This window comes from Herminiimonas arsenitoxidans, assembly GCF_900130075.1.
Lineage (GTDB): Bacteria > Pseudomonadota > Gammaproteobacteria > Burkholderiales > Burkholderiaceae_D > Oxalicibacterium > Oxalicibacterium arsenitoxidans.
The window spans coordinates 2,025,146-2,038,420 of sequence record NZ_LT671418.1; the positions used below are offsets into that span (position 1 = coordinate 2,025,146).

Annotated in this window: 14 protein-coding genes; 10 read left to right on the plus strand and 4 right to left on the minus strand. The window is 51.8% G+C overall.

Annotated elements, in window-relative coordinates; genetic code table 11:
* Position 1: 1 nt before the first annotated feature.
* Entirely contained in the window at positions 2 to 1,750 is a 1,749-nt protein-coding gene (gene gcl, locus BQ6873_RS09515) for a glyoxylate carboligase (protein WP_076592434.1), read from the minus strand.
* Between the two features lie 106 nt (positions 1,751 to 1,856).
* Between gcl and BQ6873_RS09520 the strand changes: the two genes are divergently transcribed.
* Complete coding sequence (locus BQ6873_RS09520; protein WP_076592435.1) at positions 1,857 to 2,762, plus strand: LysR family transcriptional regulator; 906 nt, start codon at positions 1,857 to 1,859, stop codon at positions 2,760 to 2,762.
* Between the two features lie 87 nt (positions 2,763 to 2,849).
* Here the strand turns inward: BQ6873_RS09520 and pntB are convergent, their stop codons facing one another.
* The 3 genes from pntB to panD form a co-directional block, all read right to left on the minus strand.
* Entirely contained in the window at positions 2,850 to 4,262 is a 1,413-nt protein-coding gene (gene pntB / locus BQ6873_RS09525) for a Re/Si-specific NAD(P)(+) transhydrogenase subunit beta (protein ID WP_076592436.1), read from the minus strand.
* Between the two features lie 10 nt (positions 4,263 to 4,272).
* Complete coding sequence (locus tag BQ6873_RS09530; RefSeq protein ID WP_076592437.1) at positions 4,273 to 5,871, minus strand: Re/Si-specific NAD(P)(+) transhydrogenase subunit alpha; 1,599 nt, start codon at positions 5,869 to 5,871, stop codon at positions 4,273 to 4,275.
* Between the two features lie 122 nt (positions 5,872 to 5,993).
* Positions 5,994 to 6,353 carry an aspartate 1-decarboxylase gene (gene panD / locus BQ6873_RS09535; RefSeq protein ID WP_076592438.1) on the minus strand — a complete coding sequence of 120 codons (360 nt, stop codon included), beginning with the start codon at positions 6,351 to 6,353 and terminating at the stop codon, positions 5,994 to 5,996.
* Positions 6,354 to 6,717: 364 nt separating this feature from the next.
* Here panD and BQ6873_RS09540 point away from each other — a divergent pair, with 364 nt between their 5' ends.
* The 9 genes from BQ6873_RS09540 to BQ6873_RS09580 all read left to right on the plus strand — a co-directional run bounded on the left by BQ6873_RS09540 (position 6,718) and on the right by BQ6873_RS09580 (position 13,103).
* Positions 6,718 to 7,206: an NUDIX hydrolase gene (locus BQ6873_RS09540; protein WP_076592439.1), complete on the plus strand. Its 489-nt coding sequence runs from the start codon at positions 6,718 to 6,720 to the stop codon at positions 7,204 to 7,206.
* Positions 7,199 to 8,317 carry a tRNA 2-thiouridine(34) synthase MnmA gene (mnmA, locus tag BQ6873_RS09545; RefSeq protein ID WP_076592440.1) on the plus strand — a complete coding sequence of 373 codons (1,119 nt, stop codon included), beginning with the start codon at positions 7,199 to 7,201 and terminating at the stop codon, positions 8,315 to 8,317. The genes BQ6873_RS09540 and mnmA overlap by 8 nt, the downstream gene beginning before the upstream one ends.
* Before the next feature lie 133 nt (positions 8,318 to 8,450).
* Positions 8,451 to 10,079: an FMN-binding glutamate synthase family protein gene (locus BQ6873_RS09550; RefSeq protein ID WP_157889214.1), complete on the plus strand. Its 1,629-nt coding sequence runs from the start codon at positions 8,451 to 8,453 to the stop codon at positions 10,077 to 10,079.
* A 242-nt stretch (positions 10,080 to 10,321) separates the two neighbouring features.
* Positions 10,322 to 10,534 (plus strand): hemin uptake protein HemP, encoded by a 213-nt coding sequence (gene hemP, locus BQ6873_RS09555; RefSeq protein ID WP_231949314.1) that lies wholly within the window; start codon positions 10,322 to 10,324, stop codon positions 10,532 to 10,534.
* A 79-nt stretch (positions 10,535 to 10,613) separates the two neighbouring features.
* Positions 10,614 to 10,934 carry a hypothetical protein gene (locus BQ6873_RS09560; RefSeq protein WP_076592441.1) on the plus strand — a complete coding sequence of 107 codons (321 nt, stop codon included), beginning with the start codon at positions 10,614 to 10,616 and terminating at the stop codon, positions 10,932 to 10,934.
* Positions 10,935 to 11,036: 102 nt separating this feature from the next.
* Entirely contained in the window at positions 11,037 to 11,252 is a 216-nt protein-coding gene (locus BQ6873_RS09565; protein WP_076592442.1) for a (2Fe-2S)-binding protein, read from the plus strand.
* 11 nt (positions 11,253 to 11,263) lie between these two features.
* Positions 11,264 to 11,950: an energy transducer TonB gene (locus tag BQ6873_RS09570; RefSeq protein WP_076592443.1), complete on the plus strand. Its 687-nt coding sequence runs from the start codon at positions 11,264 to 11,266 to the stop codon at positions 11,948 to 11,950.
* Positions 11,951 to 11,964: 14 nt separating this feature from the next.
* Positions 11,965 to 12,693 (plus strand): MotA/TolQ/ExbB proton channel family protein, encoded by a 729-nt coding sequence (locus BQ6873_RS09575; protein ID WP_076592444.1) that lies wholly within the window; start codon positions 11,965 to 11,967, stop codon positions 12,691 to 12,693.
* Complete coding sequence (locus BQ6873_RS09580) at positions 12,693 to 13,103, plus strand: ExbD/TolR family protein (protein ID WP_076592445.1); 411 nt, start codon at positions 12,693 to 12,695, stop codon at positions 13,101 to 13,103. The genes BQ6873_RS09575 and BQ6873_RS09580 overlap by 1 nt, the downstream gene beginning before the upstream one ends.
* Positions 13,104 to 13,275: the final 172 nt, after the last annotated feature.

Genomic DNA, 13,275 nt, shown 5'->3' on the forward strand with positions numbered 1-13,275 from the left:
CTTAAGCACCCTTAACGTCGAGGATTTCTTCGAATTCGTTGATCGCGTTGATTTCTGTACCCATCGCGATATTGGTTACGCGCTCAAGGATGATTTCAACAACGACTGGTACTTTGAATTCTTTGATCCACTCTTGTGCTTTACGCAGCGCAGGTTGGATATCGTCTGGGTTGTAGACGCGAATTGCTTTACAGCCGAGGCCTTCAGTAACTTTAACGTGATCAACACCGTACGAAGCGTTTTCGGTCGAGTTGATGTTGTCGAATGCCAGCGATACACAGTAGTCCATTGTGAACATACGTTGTGCTTGACGGATCAGGCCCAGGTACGAGTTGTTCACCAACACGTGGATGTATGGCAAGTTGAATTGCGCGCCAGCTGCCAGTTCTTCGATCAAGAATTGGAAGTCGTAATCGCCTGTGATAGCAACGATTTCGCTGGTTGGATCGGCAGCCCGGACACCCAGAGCAGCTGGGATAGTCCAGCCCAATGGACCTGCTTGACCGCAGTTGATCCAGTTACGTTCTTTGTACACGTGCAGGAATTGACCCGCAGCGATTTGCGACAAACCGATGTTCGAAACATAGCGCGCTGTTTTACCGAACACTGTGTTCATTTCTTGGTAAACACGTTGTGGCTTGATAGGCGTTACGTCGAAATCTGTTTTACGCAACATCGTGCGTTTGCGTTCTTGGCACTCAGCCAACCATGCATCACGGTTTTTCAGTTTGCCGGCAGCTTTCAATTCTTTCGCTACTTCGATCATCAATTTCAGTGCTGCGCCAGCGTCGGAAGTAATGCCGAGGTCTGGGCCAAACACGCGACCGATTTGTGTCGGTTCGATGTCGATGTGTACGAATTTACGATCTTTGGTGAAAACGTCGATCGAACCGGTGAAACGGTTAGCCCAACGGTTACCGATACCGAATGCAAAGTCCGAAGCCAGCATCGTCGCGTTACCGTAACGGTGCGAAGTTTGCAGACCAACCATACCGACCATCAGTGGATGATCATCAGGTACTGTGCCCCAGCCCATCAGGGTTGGCACGACAGGAACGTTAACCAATTCAGCGAATTCGAGCATCAACGGTGTGGCGTTTGCATTGATCACGCCGCCGCCGGAAATCAGCAATGGACGCTCTGCAGCGTTCAACATGTTGATTGCAGCTTCGATTTGTTTACGGGTCGCTGCTGGTTTGTAGACTGGCAATGGCTCGTACAGATCTGGATCGAATTCGATTTCAGCAACTTGCACGTCGAACGGCAAATCGATCAGCACTGGACCTGGGCGGCCCGAACGCATGATGTGGAAAGCTTGTTGGAACACTTGTGGAACCAATGCTGGTTCGCGAACCATCACCGACCATTTGGTTACTGGCTTCGAGATCGTTTCGATATCAACAGCTTGGAAATCTTCTTTGTGCAAACGTGCACGTGGCGCTTGACCAGTGACACACAAGATTGGAATCGAATCAGCAATTGCCGAGTACAGACCGGTGATCATGTCTGTGCCGCCAGGACCCGAGGTCGCGAGAGCAACACCGATATTGCCGGTTTTGGCGCGGGTGTAACCCTCAGCCATGTGGGTCGCGCCTTCTACGTGGCGTGCCAGAATGTGCTTGATCGTGCCTTGCTTTTGCATTGCGGAGTAAAACGGATTGATCGCTGCGCCTGGTACGCCGAACGCCTGATCAATACCCTCTTTTTGCATTACCCAAACTGCTGCTTGGGCTGCTGTCATCTTTGCCATTACATATCTCCATTGAAATGAAATTTTCCTAGCATCTATAGTAATTCTTATGCATTACTTTTAGAATAGGACAATTAATTAACCAATTAAATACTTCAGGTATCGAATGGATAAGCTCAAACAGATCGAAGCATTTGTGATGGCGGTCGAGCATAGCAGCTTTGCGGCAGCAGCATTAGCCCTACAGGTAACACCCGTTATGGTCGGGCGCCGCATCGATACTCTGGAGAAACGCCTGGGCGTACGCCTGCTACATCGCTCCACCCGTCGACTCGCCCTCACGGAAGAAGGTTCCGTCTATCTGGAACACTGCCGCAAAATGCTGGGCGAACTGGATCAGGCTGAAAGTGCACTCTCGGCGGGCCATAACAAGGTCACCGGCCATTTGATCGTTTCCGCCCCTGCCTCATTCGGCCGCCAGCATGTCGCGCCTTATGCACAGGAATTCCTGGAGCAGCACCCTGGCCTCAAGATGTCATTCAACCTGACTGATCGCGTTGTGGATTTGGTGCAGGAAGGTTACGACATGGGCATACGCATAGGCGGAAACATCGACCCCAACTTCGTGGCAATTAAACTTGCCGCCAATAAACGGGTCGTGTGTGGTACCAAGGAATACTTCAAGAAACACGGCAAACCAAAGACACTAGACGATCTTGCTAATCATAATTGCCTCTCCTTTAATCTTCAAGGTGGACAACAACGCGGCTGGTATTTTAATTACCGTGGAAAAACCGTCTCTGTGCGCGCCCAGGGCAGCCTGGACTGCAATGATGGTGAATTGCTGCACCGCTGGATGACCGAGGGTCTGGGCATCGCCTGGCGCTCCGTATGGGAAATCCAGAGCCAGCTAGAGAGCGGCCTACTGGAAACCGTACTGGATGATTATGCGATCCCCGAATACGACATCATGGCGGTGTATCCGCAACAGAGAAACGTCCCGGCCAAAGTGCGTCTATTCATCTCGCACTTAAAAATGATGTATAGCCAGCCTGGCTATTGGAGCAGGTAAGCACTAACTTTTCGTTTGCTTCACCATAGCTCGCCTCCCAATAAAAAAGCCCGCATCAGCGGGCTTTTTTATTGAAACATGTTTGTATTAGCTTCTGGACTCGAGAGTCGTCAAAACTTCATCCAACATCTTCTTCGCATCGCCAAACAACATACGGTTGTTTTCTTTGTAGAACAGCGGATTGTCGACACCGGCGTAACCGGAAGCCATCGAACGCTTCATGACGATCGAAGTTTCTGCCTTCCAGACCTCGAGCACTGGCATACCAGCGATCGGGCTGTCCGGATCTTCTTGCGCATCCGGGTTCACGATGTCATTCGCACCGATCACCATGACTACGTCGGTATCCGGGAAGTCTTCGTTGATCTCGTCCATTTCCATCACGATGTCGTAAGGCACTTTGGCTTCAGCCAGCAACACGTTCATGTGGCCAGGCATACGACCTGCAACAGGGTGGATCGCGAAACGAACCTTGGTACCTTTGGCACGCAAGAACTTGGTGATGTCATTCACCGTGTGCTGAGCTTGTGCCACTGCCATGCCGTAACCCGGCACGATAACAACGCTTTTTGCTTCACGCAGCAATTCTGCGGTTTCTTGTGCAGAAACAGGAGTCGCTTCACCAGTCTGTTCTTTAACAGCGCCGCCTGCTTTCGGTGCACCACCGCCAAAACCACCGGCGATCACGCTGAAGAAATTGCGGTTCATCGCCTGGCACATGATGTACGACAGAATCGCACCTGAGGAACCAACCAACGCACCAGTCACGATCAGCAAATCATTGCCGAGCATGAAACCGGTAGCCGAAGCAGCCCAACCAGAGTAGCTGTTCAACATCGATACGACGACCGGCATATCAGCACCACCGATAGCCATCACCATATGAATACCAAACAGCAAGGCAATCGCAGTCATGATGATCAGTGGAGTCATGCCACTGGCTACGTCTGGTGCATTAACGAATTCACGGCCAAACCAGATCACGAGCACCAAACCAATCAGGTTGATGAAGTGACGCGCTGGCAACAGCAATGGTTTGCCGCCGATTTTGCCGTTCAGTTTGCCGAACGCAATCAAGGAACCAGAGAAGGTCACTGCGCCGATAAAGATACCGACATAGATCTCAACTTGATGAATAGCCTTTTCAGCGCCTTCCAGATGGATAGACGGATCGATATAGCTGGCAAAACCAACCAGGGCTGCGGCCAGACCGACGAAGCTGTGCATCAATGCGACCAGCTCCGGCATTTCGGTCATTTTGACCTTCTTGGCGGCGTACAGACCGATTGAACCACCGACGACGAGCGCAGCGATGATCCATGCGTAACCTTCAGGTGTTACACGTGGCCCAATGATGGTAGCGAGCACAGCAATGCCCATGCCGATCATGCCGTACAGGTTACCGCGACGCGAAGTTTCTGGATGCGACAAGCCACCCAGGCTGAGGATAAAAAGAATGGTTGCTCCGATGTAGGAGACAGTAGCCAAATTTGCAGACATTGTGGTCTCCTTAATTCTTACGGAACATATCAAGCATGCGACGGGTGACAGCAAAGCCACCGAACATGTTGATTGCGGTCAAAGCGATGCCAGCAGCAGCGAGACACTTGATCAGCAGCTCGGGACGTGCCATACCATCAGCCAGCGGAGGAGCGACCTGCACCAACGCACCGATCACGATGATCGACGAGATGGAATTGGTAACGCTCATCAGAGGCGTATGCAATGCCGGAGTAACATTCCAGACCACCATGTAACCAATAAAGCAACCCAGTACAAACACGGTCAAATGACCAAGGAAAGCCGTTGGCGCACCATAGCCAATCAAACCAAACAACAGAATAGCGAACGCAAACATGGTCGCGACGCGAGTTGGCGACGACACTTTGGTGCTAGGACCATGACCATGTGATGGCGTTGGAGCTACAGCTGGCTTGGCAGCCGGAGCAGCCACTTGTTTCAGCGGTGGAGGCGGCCAGGTGATATTGCCGTCCTTGATGACGGTCAGTCCACGAATGGCTTCGTCTTCCATATTGACGTTGATGATGCCGTCAGTCGTCTTTTTACCTTCAGCGTCCTTGCACAGCTCTTCGGTCAGGCGCAGCAGGTTAGTTGAGTACAGCGTACTGGCCTGCTTAGGCAAACGGCTCGGCAAGTCTGTGTAACCAACAATGGTCACGCCATGTTTTACTACAACCTTGCCGGGTTCTGTCAGTTCGCAGTTACCACCCTGCTCGGCCGCCATATCGACGATCACGCTGCCGGGTTTCATGGACTGAACCATTTCGGCGGTGATCAGTTTCGGAGCCGGTTTGCCAGGGATCAGCGCGGTGGTGATGATGATGTCGCATTCCTTGGCCTGCTGGGCGTACATCTCACGCTGCGCAGCCTGGAAACCTTCGGACATGACTTTGGCATAGCCGCCGCCGCCCGAACCTTCTTCGTCATAATCGACCTTCACGAATTCGCCGCCCAGCGATACAACTTGATCGGCCACTTCGGCACGGGTATCGTTGGCGCGCACGATGGCGCCTAGGCTGGCAGCCGTACCGATCGCAGCCAAACCGGCCACGCCAGCGCCTGCGATAAACACTTTAGCCGGAGGAACCTTGCCTGCAGCCGTGATCTGGCCGTTGAAGAAACGACCGAAGGCATTGGCAGCCTCGATGACGGCGCGATAGCCACTGACACCGGCGGTGGAGGTCAAAGCATCCATCTTCTGCGCGCGCGACAGCGTGCGTGGCAGCGAGTCCATAGCCAAAACGGTGACGCGCTTGGCGGCAAGCTGCTGCATCAATTCAGGATTCTGTGCCGGCCAGATGAAGCCGATCAGGGTGCTACCTTCGCGAATCAGAGCGACTTCCTCGGCACTTGGAGCGCGCACCTTGAAGACGATATCGGAACCGGACCACAAGTTGGCAGCGCCTTGCACGATTTGTGCACCGGCAGCGCGGTAAGTATCGTCGCTGAAGTTGGCGTCGTCACCGGCGCCAGATTCTACGTTAACGGAAAAGCCGAGTTTGATCAGCTTTTCAACGACTTCTGGCACAGTGGCCACCCGTTTTTCCCCGGGGAATGACTCCCGTGGCACTCCTATAACTAAAGACATGACATCTCTCATAGTTTGTTTAAATTCTGTTTGATCGCCGCGACTGGCAAACGGATAAAAACCCGGCTCAAGCAGCCCTAAAACGGCGCGACCGGGTTTCTAATTACTACGACTGCCTATCGCTATTTTTTCAATCCGGCGAACTTATTCTTTTCATCGACAAAGACAATCTTCGGCACATAAGTCTTGGCGTCTTCGTCTGTCATAGAGCCGTAGGTGCAAATAATCAGCAGATCGCCCAGCTGCGCGCAGCGCGCAGCAGCACCATTGAGCGAGATTTCGCCGCTACCCTTGGCGCCTTTGATGGCGTAGGTGGAGAAGCGCTTACCGTTATTAATGTTGTACAGCTCAATCTTTTCGCCGACAAGGATGTCGGCTGCCGTCAGCAAGTCTTCGTCAATCCCGCACGAGCCTTCGTAATGAAGGTCAGCCTGAGTCACCGTTACACGGTGGATTTTTGACCTGAGCATGACACGTTGCATTTTTTATTCCGTTTCGTTACTTAAAACATCACCTCAACGCCAAAGCCCGGCGAAGGCAATCAATTAATTATGTGGTTCCTGGCCCTGCGCTTCCACTTATGTGAGGCAGTAAACCATACATTCCTGCAGCGGGATCCGCTCAGCAGCAGGGTAATTGCCCGGGTCGGGCTAACGCCTGCTAACTTCCGTAGGGGTTTTACAAGGAAGCGAATTGATAAGCATAAAGCCAAATGCCCACCATGGCAAAGATAAAGATGAGCAATCTTGACCTGACTCATTTTATTACAATATTTCCTGTGGAGGAAACATTGCCAGCAACCTTCTCTGGCGCACGCTAGAATAGCGGGTTATTCCGAGAGACCATATGCCTGATATCTGGAAACCATCTGTTACTGTTGCGGCCATCATTGAACGTGATGGGTACTTCCTGCTGGTAGAAGAAGAGACCAGTGAAGGAATTCGCTTTAATCAACCTGCCGGTCACCTGGACCCGCATGAATCGCTGGAAGAAGCAGTGGTTCGGGAGACCTTGGAAGAAACCGCACACGATTTCACGCCTACCGCGCTGGTTGGCATGTATATGTCGCGTTACGTTTCTGCCCGCACTGGCCACGATGTCACATATCTAAGTTTCAGTTTTTGTGGCGAAGTCGGTGCCAAACACGATCAACCGCTGGATGTCGGCATTTTGCGCGCCGTCTGGATGAACTACGACGAATTGGTCGCGTGCCAAGACAAACATCGCAGCCCTTCCGTATTGGCGCGTGTGGACGACTACCTAGCCGGGAAACGCGCACCACTGTCGCTGCTACAAACGGATCCGTCCGTCTATGAGGTAATTAGTAATGGCTAAAAAACGTGTCGTCATCGGCATGTCCGGCGGCGTCGACTCGTCAGTTTCAGCATGGCTGTTGAAAGAACAAGGTTACGAAGTGATCGGCCTGTTCATGAAGAACTGGGAAGATGACGACGATTCCGAATACTGCTCGACACGGCAAGACTGGATAGATGCGGCTAGCGTAGCTGACGTTGTTGGCGTCGACATCGAAGCTGTCAATTTCGCATCTGAATATAAAGACCGCGTCTTCGCCGAATTCCTGCGCGAATACCAAGCTGGTCGCACACCAAATCCGGATGTGCTGTGCAACGCCGAAATCAAATTCAAGGCATTCCTCGATCACGCTATGCTGCTCGGCGCCGACATGATCGCCACCGGCCACTATGCGCGCGTGCGCGAAGTCACATCGGGACCGAACGCCGGCCAAACACAGTTATTAAAAGCAGTTGATGCCAGCAAGGATCAAAGCTACTTCCTGCACAGACTGAATCAAGCGCAATTGTCGAAAACATTATTCCCGCTCGGCGAAATCCACAAAACGGAAGTACGCAAGATCGCAGAACAATTGAAATTGCCAAATGCGACGAAGAAAGACTCCACCGGCATCTGCTTCATCGGTGAACGTCCTTTCCGTGAATTTTTGAATCGCTACTTATCTTATCAACCAGGCCCAATGAAAACACCGGACGGTGTCATCGTTGGTGAACACGTAGGTTTGAGCTTCTACACATTAGGTCAACGCAAAGGCATAGGTCTGGGCGGCATGAAAGCGCACAAGAACCTCGATGGCAACAGCGAGCCTTGGTACGTCGCGCGCAAAGATGTCGCGACCAATACTTTATATATCGTGCAAGGGCACGATCATCCGTGGCTACTATCGTCTGAATTAAGTGCAGGACAAATGAGTTGGGTCGCAGGCAGTCCGCCTAGTGAAGAACTGGTTTCGGCTAAAACGCGCTATCGACAAGCTGACGTTGCCTGTTCTCAGCACGCGAACTCAGACAGTTTTTCGCTCGCCTTCGCCACCCCGCAATGGGCTGTGACGCCAGGACAATCTGCAGTTCTTTATCAAGGCGATGTTTGTCTTGGCGGCGGGATTATCAATACATCGACTACGCCAAGCTAACTGTCGTCGGCAATACGAACTTATTTAGCCGAGCGCATATCTCATCGGCTAGTTATCAGAAAATTTCCACTCCACGTTGTACACTGTCCCGCGATTCCCCTGCCTCTCGGCAGGGATCTTGTCTGGAGAAACAATGCGCGTGTTCCCTACCCGTTATCTGGCATTTATTATTGTCGGATTTATCTTCGCACTTTCCCTGATGCTCGCGCTGCTGTTCAATGGCAGCTGGTGGTTGGTCGTATTATCTGGCGCACTGACTGCAGTCGGCATTTCCGATGTACTGCAAACCAAACGTTCAGTACTACGCAACTATCCCATCCTTGCGCATTTCCGCTACATGTTTGAATCGGTACGCCCGGAGATCCGTCAGTATTTTCTCGAAGATGACGCCGAAGCAAATCCGTTCTCACGCAATCAACGCTCCCTGGTGTATCAACGCGCCAAGCAAGCGATCGATAAACGTCCATTCGGTACACAGATGGATGTCTATCAAAGCGACTATGAATGGATCAATCACTCCATCGTGCCAGCGAAAGTGGGTTCGCACGACTTTCGCATTACGGTTGGCGCCGACCGCGCGCAACCGTATTCAGCCAGCATATTCAATATTTCTGCAATGAGTTTTGGCGCACTGTCCGCTAATGCGATACGCGCCTTGAATCAAGGCGCACAAAAAGGCGGCTTCATGCACGACACTGGCGAAGGCAGCATTAGTCGCTATCACCGCCCGGACGATGCGAGTGAAGCCGGCGGCGATTTGGTATGGGAGATAGGTTCCGGTTATTTCGGCTGTCGTAACAATGACGGCAGTTTTTCACCAGAAAAATTTGCGATCAACGCCAACCTACCGCAAGTCAAAATGATAGAGGTCAAACTGTCGCAAGGCGCCAAGCCTGGTCACGGTGGCGTTCTACCTGGCGCCAAAGTATCGATTGAAATTGCAACCGCACGCGGCGTGCCGCAAGGTGTTGATTGCATTTCACCGTCGTCGCATTCCGCATTCGATACACCCATAGGCTTGCTGCACTTTATTGAGCAGTTGCGCAATCTGTCTGGTGGCAAACCCACCGGCTTTAAATTAGCAGTCGGTCATCCATGGGAATTTTTCGGCATCGTCAAAGCCATGCTGCAAACCGGCATTACGCCCGACTTTATCGTGATTGATGGCGGCGAAGGCGGCACCGGCGCAGCGCCAGTTGAATTCACGGATCATGTCGGCGTACCTTTGCAAGAAGCACTGCTACTGGCGCACAACACATTGGTCGGTGCCAAGCTGCGCGACAAAGTGAAGATAGGCGCATCCGGCAAGATCGTGACCGCATTCGATATCGTACGTACGCTCGCGCTTGGTGCGGACTGGTGTAATTCGGCACGCGGCTTCATGTTTGCACTCGGCTGCATACAATCACAAAGCTGCCACACCGATCGCTGCCCGACCGGCATTGCAACGCAAGACGCCTTACGTCAACGCGCACTCGTCGTTCCCGATAAAGCCGAACGCGTCGCCAACTTCCACCGGAACACACTGAAAGCACTCGCTGAATTAATTGCCGCAGCCGGTTTACAACATCCATCTGAACTGAAGCCGCATCATCTGGTGCGACGCGTATCGGCCAATCAAGTCAAACTCGCATCCGCACTGTTACCCTATCTTGAGGTTGGCCAATTACTGACTGAGGCCAACCCAGGCAGCGACTTACCTGAAGTATTTGGTAAATACTGGCCCATTTCGCAGGCAGAGTCATTTCACCCGATACACTGACATCAGCAGCATTTACACCTCAAAAATCCGCTTTATCTGCGGCGACCATACAGTCGTCGCAGCCCTTCTTTTGTTAAGAATTCGTTTGTTTTCCCTCTCACGAATAGCCGCTTAGCAACTTTCATTGCCGTGATCACCACAGATTCGATTTATTTAGCATCTGGCCGCGCCAACCTTAGCGAAAAAACTTGCAATCTGCGGCCAAATGCCCAATAATCTAAACACGAATTGTTCTCATTTACATGAAAAGGTTGATCATGGCGATCTCGGCACCACGTGACGCACAGGAAAATGCTCCTCCTGCTCCACGTAATAACGCTGCAATGGAACAGCCAATAACACGCATCAATAGTCGTGATTTGTTTCGACAAATGCGCGAAGTTGAAATTGCACATGAAGGACGGATTTACCGCCTTCGTTTAACGCAGTTGAATAAATTGATTTTGACAGCATAACTAGCATCATCGATTCGCAACTGAGCCAGCCCGTGCCAGACTGCACTAGCCAGCCAAACCAACCCAAAAGGAGAGTTTGATGGCAATCGAAAAAACGGAGCAAGTATTACAAGAACCGAACGCAGCGCCGGCTCAACCAGAGTTATTAGTTTCAGCCGTGTTGCACTTGATGTCGCATTACACCGCGAATAATCAGGAAAGCAGTTCGTGCATCAAGCTGGCCTCAGTCATTGAGCGACACTTGAAAGCACTGGCCGATCTGCCCGATCTGGCACCAGTGTTACGCGCGACATGCCAGCAGTTATCGGAACAATGGGCGATGGTGGTTGAACGGGCAATGCCGCAACCGGAGAAATTTAAGTTGTTTACGCGCCTCGTTACTGGAGCACGCGTTAATTGATGTAAAGCCGCGAAGTTCAACCAGACCAGCGGCATTTTGAACCTTAGACATACTGGCATTTTTTGTGATTGTTAACTACAAAGAAAGTGGCAAGAGGCATCGATGATTGTTTGTGTTTGCAGCAATGTTTCCGAACGAAAAATCCGTCAAGCAGTTGATAACGGTACAACGTCGATGACGCAATTGCGTAATGAATTGGAAGTTGGCACTTGCTGCGGCAAGTGCCACTCCTGTGCCAAACGTGTTCTGCGCGAATGCCTTGCAGACGCTCGCCCATCTCAATCTATAATGTTTCACCCTAACGCATTGGCCGCATAAGCAATTTCTTTATGAACGCAACAACCACCCAGTCGTCAGCACCGCTTTTACCGCCTCTCTTATCACAGCAACTCAGACGATTCGGGCCTCTCATCGCAATCATTGCGATCCATATCGCTTTGTTTTATGCATTGCGTAGCGGCCTGGTACACCAGGTCGCTAAAGTATTGCCGCGTGAAATTTTCGCCAACTTCATCACCGAACAACCAGCACCGCAGCCCAAGCCGCAACCAGCTGAACCAAAAACTGTTCCGGTCGTGAAGAAACAAGAGACGCGTCCAACGCCACGCCCAGTTGTGACCGAAGCGCCATCACCACAAGCTATTACTGAAACCGCAGCGCCTACACCGCAATCGAATGAACCGCCATCACCTCCGGCGCCTGCCGCTCCGTCCGCGCCATCGGTTCCTGCCACACCAAAATTGATTTCGGGCGTTTCTTACATCAATGCGCCGCGCCCGGTTTATCCGCCGCTCGATGCACGCATGGGTAATGAAGGCACCGTCACTTTGCGCGTACTGATCAATGAAAAAGGTCGCGCCGAAAAAGTAGAAGTACAGAAGTCTTCAGGCTCATTGCGCATGGACGATGCAGCACGGGATGCCGTGATGCGCGCATTATTCAAGCCTTATTTGGAAGACGGGAGACCAGCTCCTGCCTACGCAATCGTACCAATTAATTTCACGCTAAATAGATAAAAGAAGGAATCATCATGGAAGTCAGTCCGTACGGTTTAGAGAGTTTGTGGGCGCAAGGTGACTTTGTCACCAAAGGCGTGGCAGTGTTACTGGTCGCAATGTCGATTGCGTCGTGGTACGTCATTGTTACCAAGGCACTGCAACTTTTCCAATATCGCAACTCCGCAAGCGCAGCAGGACATGAGTTCTGGGATGCAACCGATTTGAAATCAGGCATGGCAACTCTCGGCACTGGCAATCCGTTTGCCGCGATTGCAGAAGCTGGTGTCACCGCCATGGAACATCACGAAGCGCACAAAGGTCACCTGCACGACGAACTGTCGGTCAGCGACTGGATCACGCTGTCACTGCGTCAAGCCATCGACGAAACACAATCACGTCTGCAAACCGGCATGGCCGTTTTAGCGTCAGTCGGCTCGACCGCACCGTTCGTCGGTCTGTTCGGTACCGTCTGGGGCATCTATCACGCACTGGTTGCGATTGGTACGTCTGGCCAAGCAAGTATCGATAAAGTTGCCGGCCCAGTCGGTGAAGCACTGATCATGACCGCGCTCGGTCTGGCAGTCGCAATTCCTGCAACCTTCGGTTACAACGCACTGGTACGCGGCAACAAATCAGTCATCGCAAAAATGAATAAATTCGGCTTCGATTTGCACGCATTGTTCGTGACCGGTGCGCGTGCCAAAGATGCCGGCAGCAATGCTAGCGGCTCCAAACTGGTTGCTGTCGTCGGAGGTAAATGATGGCCATGGGTTCCTTGTCGGACGACGACGACTTTAATCCGGAGATCAACACCACGCCACTAGTCGACGTAATGCTGGTGTTGCTGATCATCTTCATCATGACCATCCCTGTGATGAATCATGCAGTGAAGCTCGATCTGCCACACGCTGCCAACCAGCCTAACGACGTCAAGCCGGAAACGATTAATGTATCGATCGATGCCGCAGGACAGGTTTACTGGAACAATGTGGAACTGGATCAAACAGAAATGCTGTCGCGCATTGCTGATGCATCGAAAGTGACACCACAACCAGAATTGCATCTGCGCGCAGATCGTCTCACACCGTATGAAAAAGTGGCACAAGTCATGGCTGCAGCACAGTCCGGTGGTTTGACAAAAATGGGCTTTGTGACCGAAGCACCGAAGTAATTACTCACCTGCAAGCAGACTAAAAAACTGCTCAGACAGACCTTAAAAAAACGCGCTTAGCCACTCGCTACAGCGCGTTTTTATTTGCCTGATCGCACTCACCCTCGCATAGCACCACTTCCCGCAAACCCACGCCCAGCTTCACTTTCGCAATCGAAACACGAATGATTCC

What these genes read in the sequence shown, in the direction of transcription:
- BQ6873_RS09580 (WP_076592445.1), top strand. Translation starts at nt 12,693, where the DNA reads ATGGCCATGGGTTCCTTGTCGGACGACGACGACTTTAATCCGGAGATC.
- mnmA (WP_076592440.1), top strand. Translation starts at nt 7,199, where the DNA reads ATGGCTAAAAAACGTGTCGTCATCGGCATGTCCGGCGGCGTCGACTCG.
- pntB (WP_076592436.1), bottom strand. Translation starts at nt 4,262, where the DNA reads ATGTCTGCAAATTTGGCTACTGTCTCCTACATCGGAGCAACCATTCTT.
- BQ6873_RS09520 (WP_076592435.1), top strand. Translation starts at nt 1,857, where the DNA reads ATGGATAAGCTCAAACAGATCGAAGCATTTGTGATGGCGGTCGAGCAT.
- BQ6873_RS09575 (WP_076592444.1), top strand. Translation starts at nt 11,965, where the DNA reads ATGGAAGTCAGTCCGTACGGTTTAGAGAGTTTGTGGGCGCAAGGTGAC.
- BQ6873_RS09565 (WP_076592442.1), top strand. Translation starts at nt 11,037, where the DNA reads ATGATTGTTTGTGTTTGCAGCAATGTTTCCGAACGAAAAATCCGTCAA.
- panD (WP_076592438.1), bottom strand. Translation starts at nt 6,353, where the DNA reads ATGCAACGTGTCATGCTCAGGTCAAAAATCCACCGTGTAACGGTGACT.
- BQ6873_RS09540 (WP_076592439.1), top strand. Translation starts at nt 6,718, where the DNA reads ATGCCTGATATCTGGAAACCATCTGTTACTGTTGCGGCCATCATTGAA.
- BQ6873_RS09560 (WP_076592441.1), top strand. Translation starts at nt 10,614, where the DNA reads ATGGCAATCGAAAAAACGGAGCAAGTATTACAAGAACCGAACGCAGCG.
- BQ6873_RS09530 (WP_076592437.1), bottom strand. Translation starts at nt 5,871, where the DNA reads ATGTCTTTAGTTATAGGAGTGCCACGGGAGTCATTCCCCGGGGAAAAA.
- gcl (WP_076592434.1), bottom strand. Translation starts at nt 1,750, where the DNA reads ATGGCAAAGATGACAGCAGCCCAAGCAGCAGTTTGGGTAATGCAAAAA.
- BQ6873_RS09570 (WP_076592443.1), top strand. Translation starts at nt 11,264, where the DNA reads ATGAACGCAACAACCACCCAGTCGTCAGCACCGCTTTTACCGCCTCTC.
- hemP (WP_231949314.1), top strand. Translation starts at nt 10,322, where the DNA reads ATGAAAAGGTTGATCATGGCGATCTCGGCACCACGTGACGCACAGGAA.
- BQ6873_RS09550 (WP_157889214.1), top strand. Translation starts at nt 8,451, where the DNA reads ATGCGCGTGTTCCCTACCCGTTATCTGGCATTTATTATTGTCGGATTT.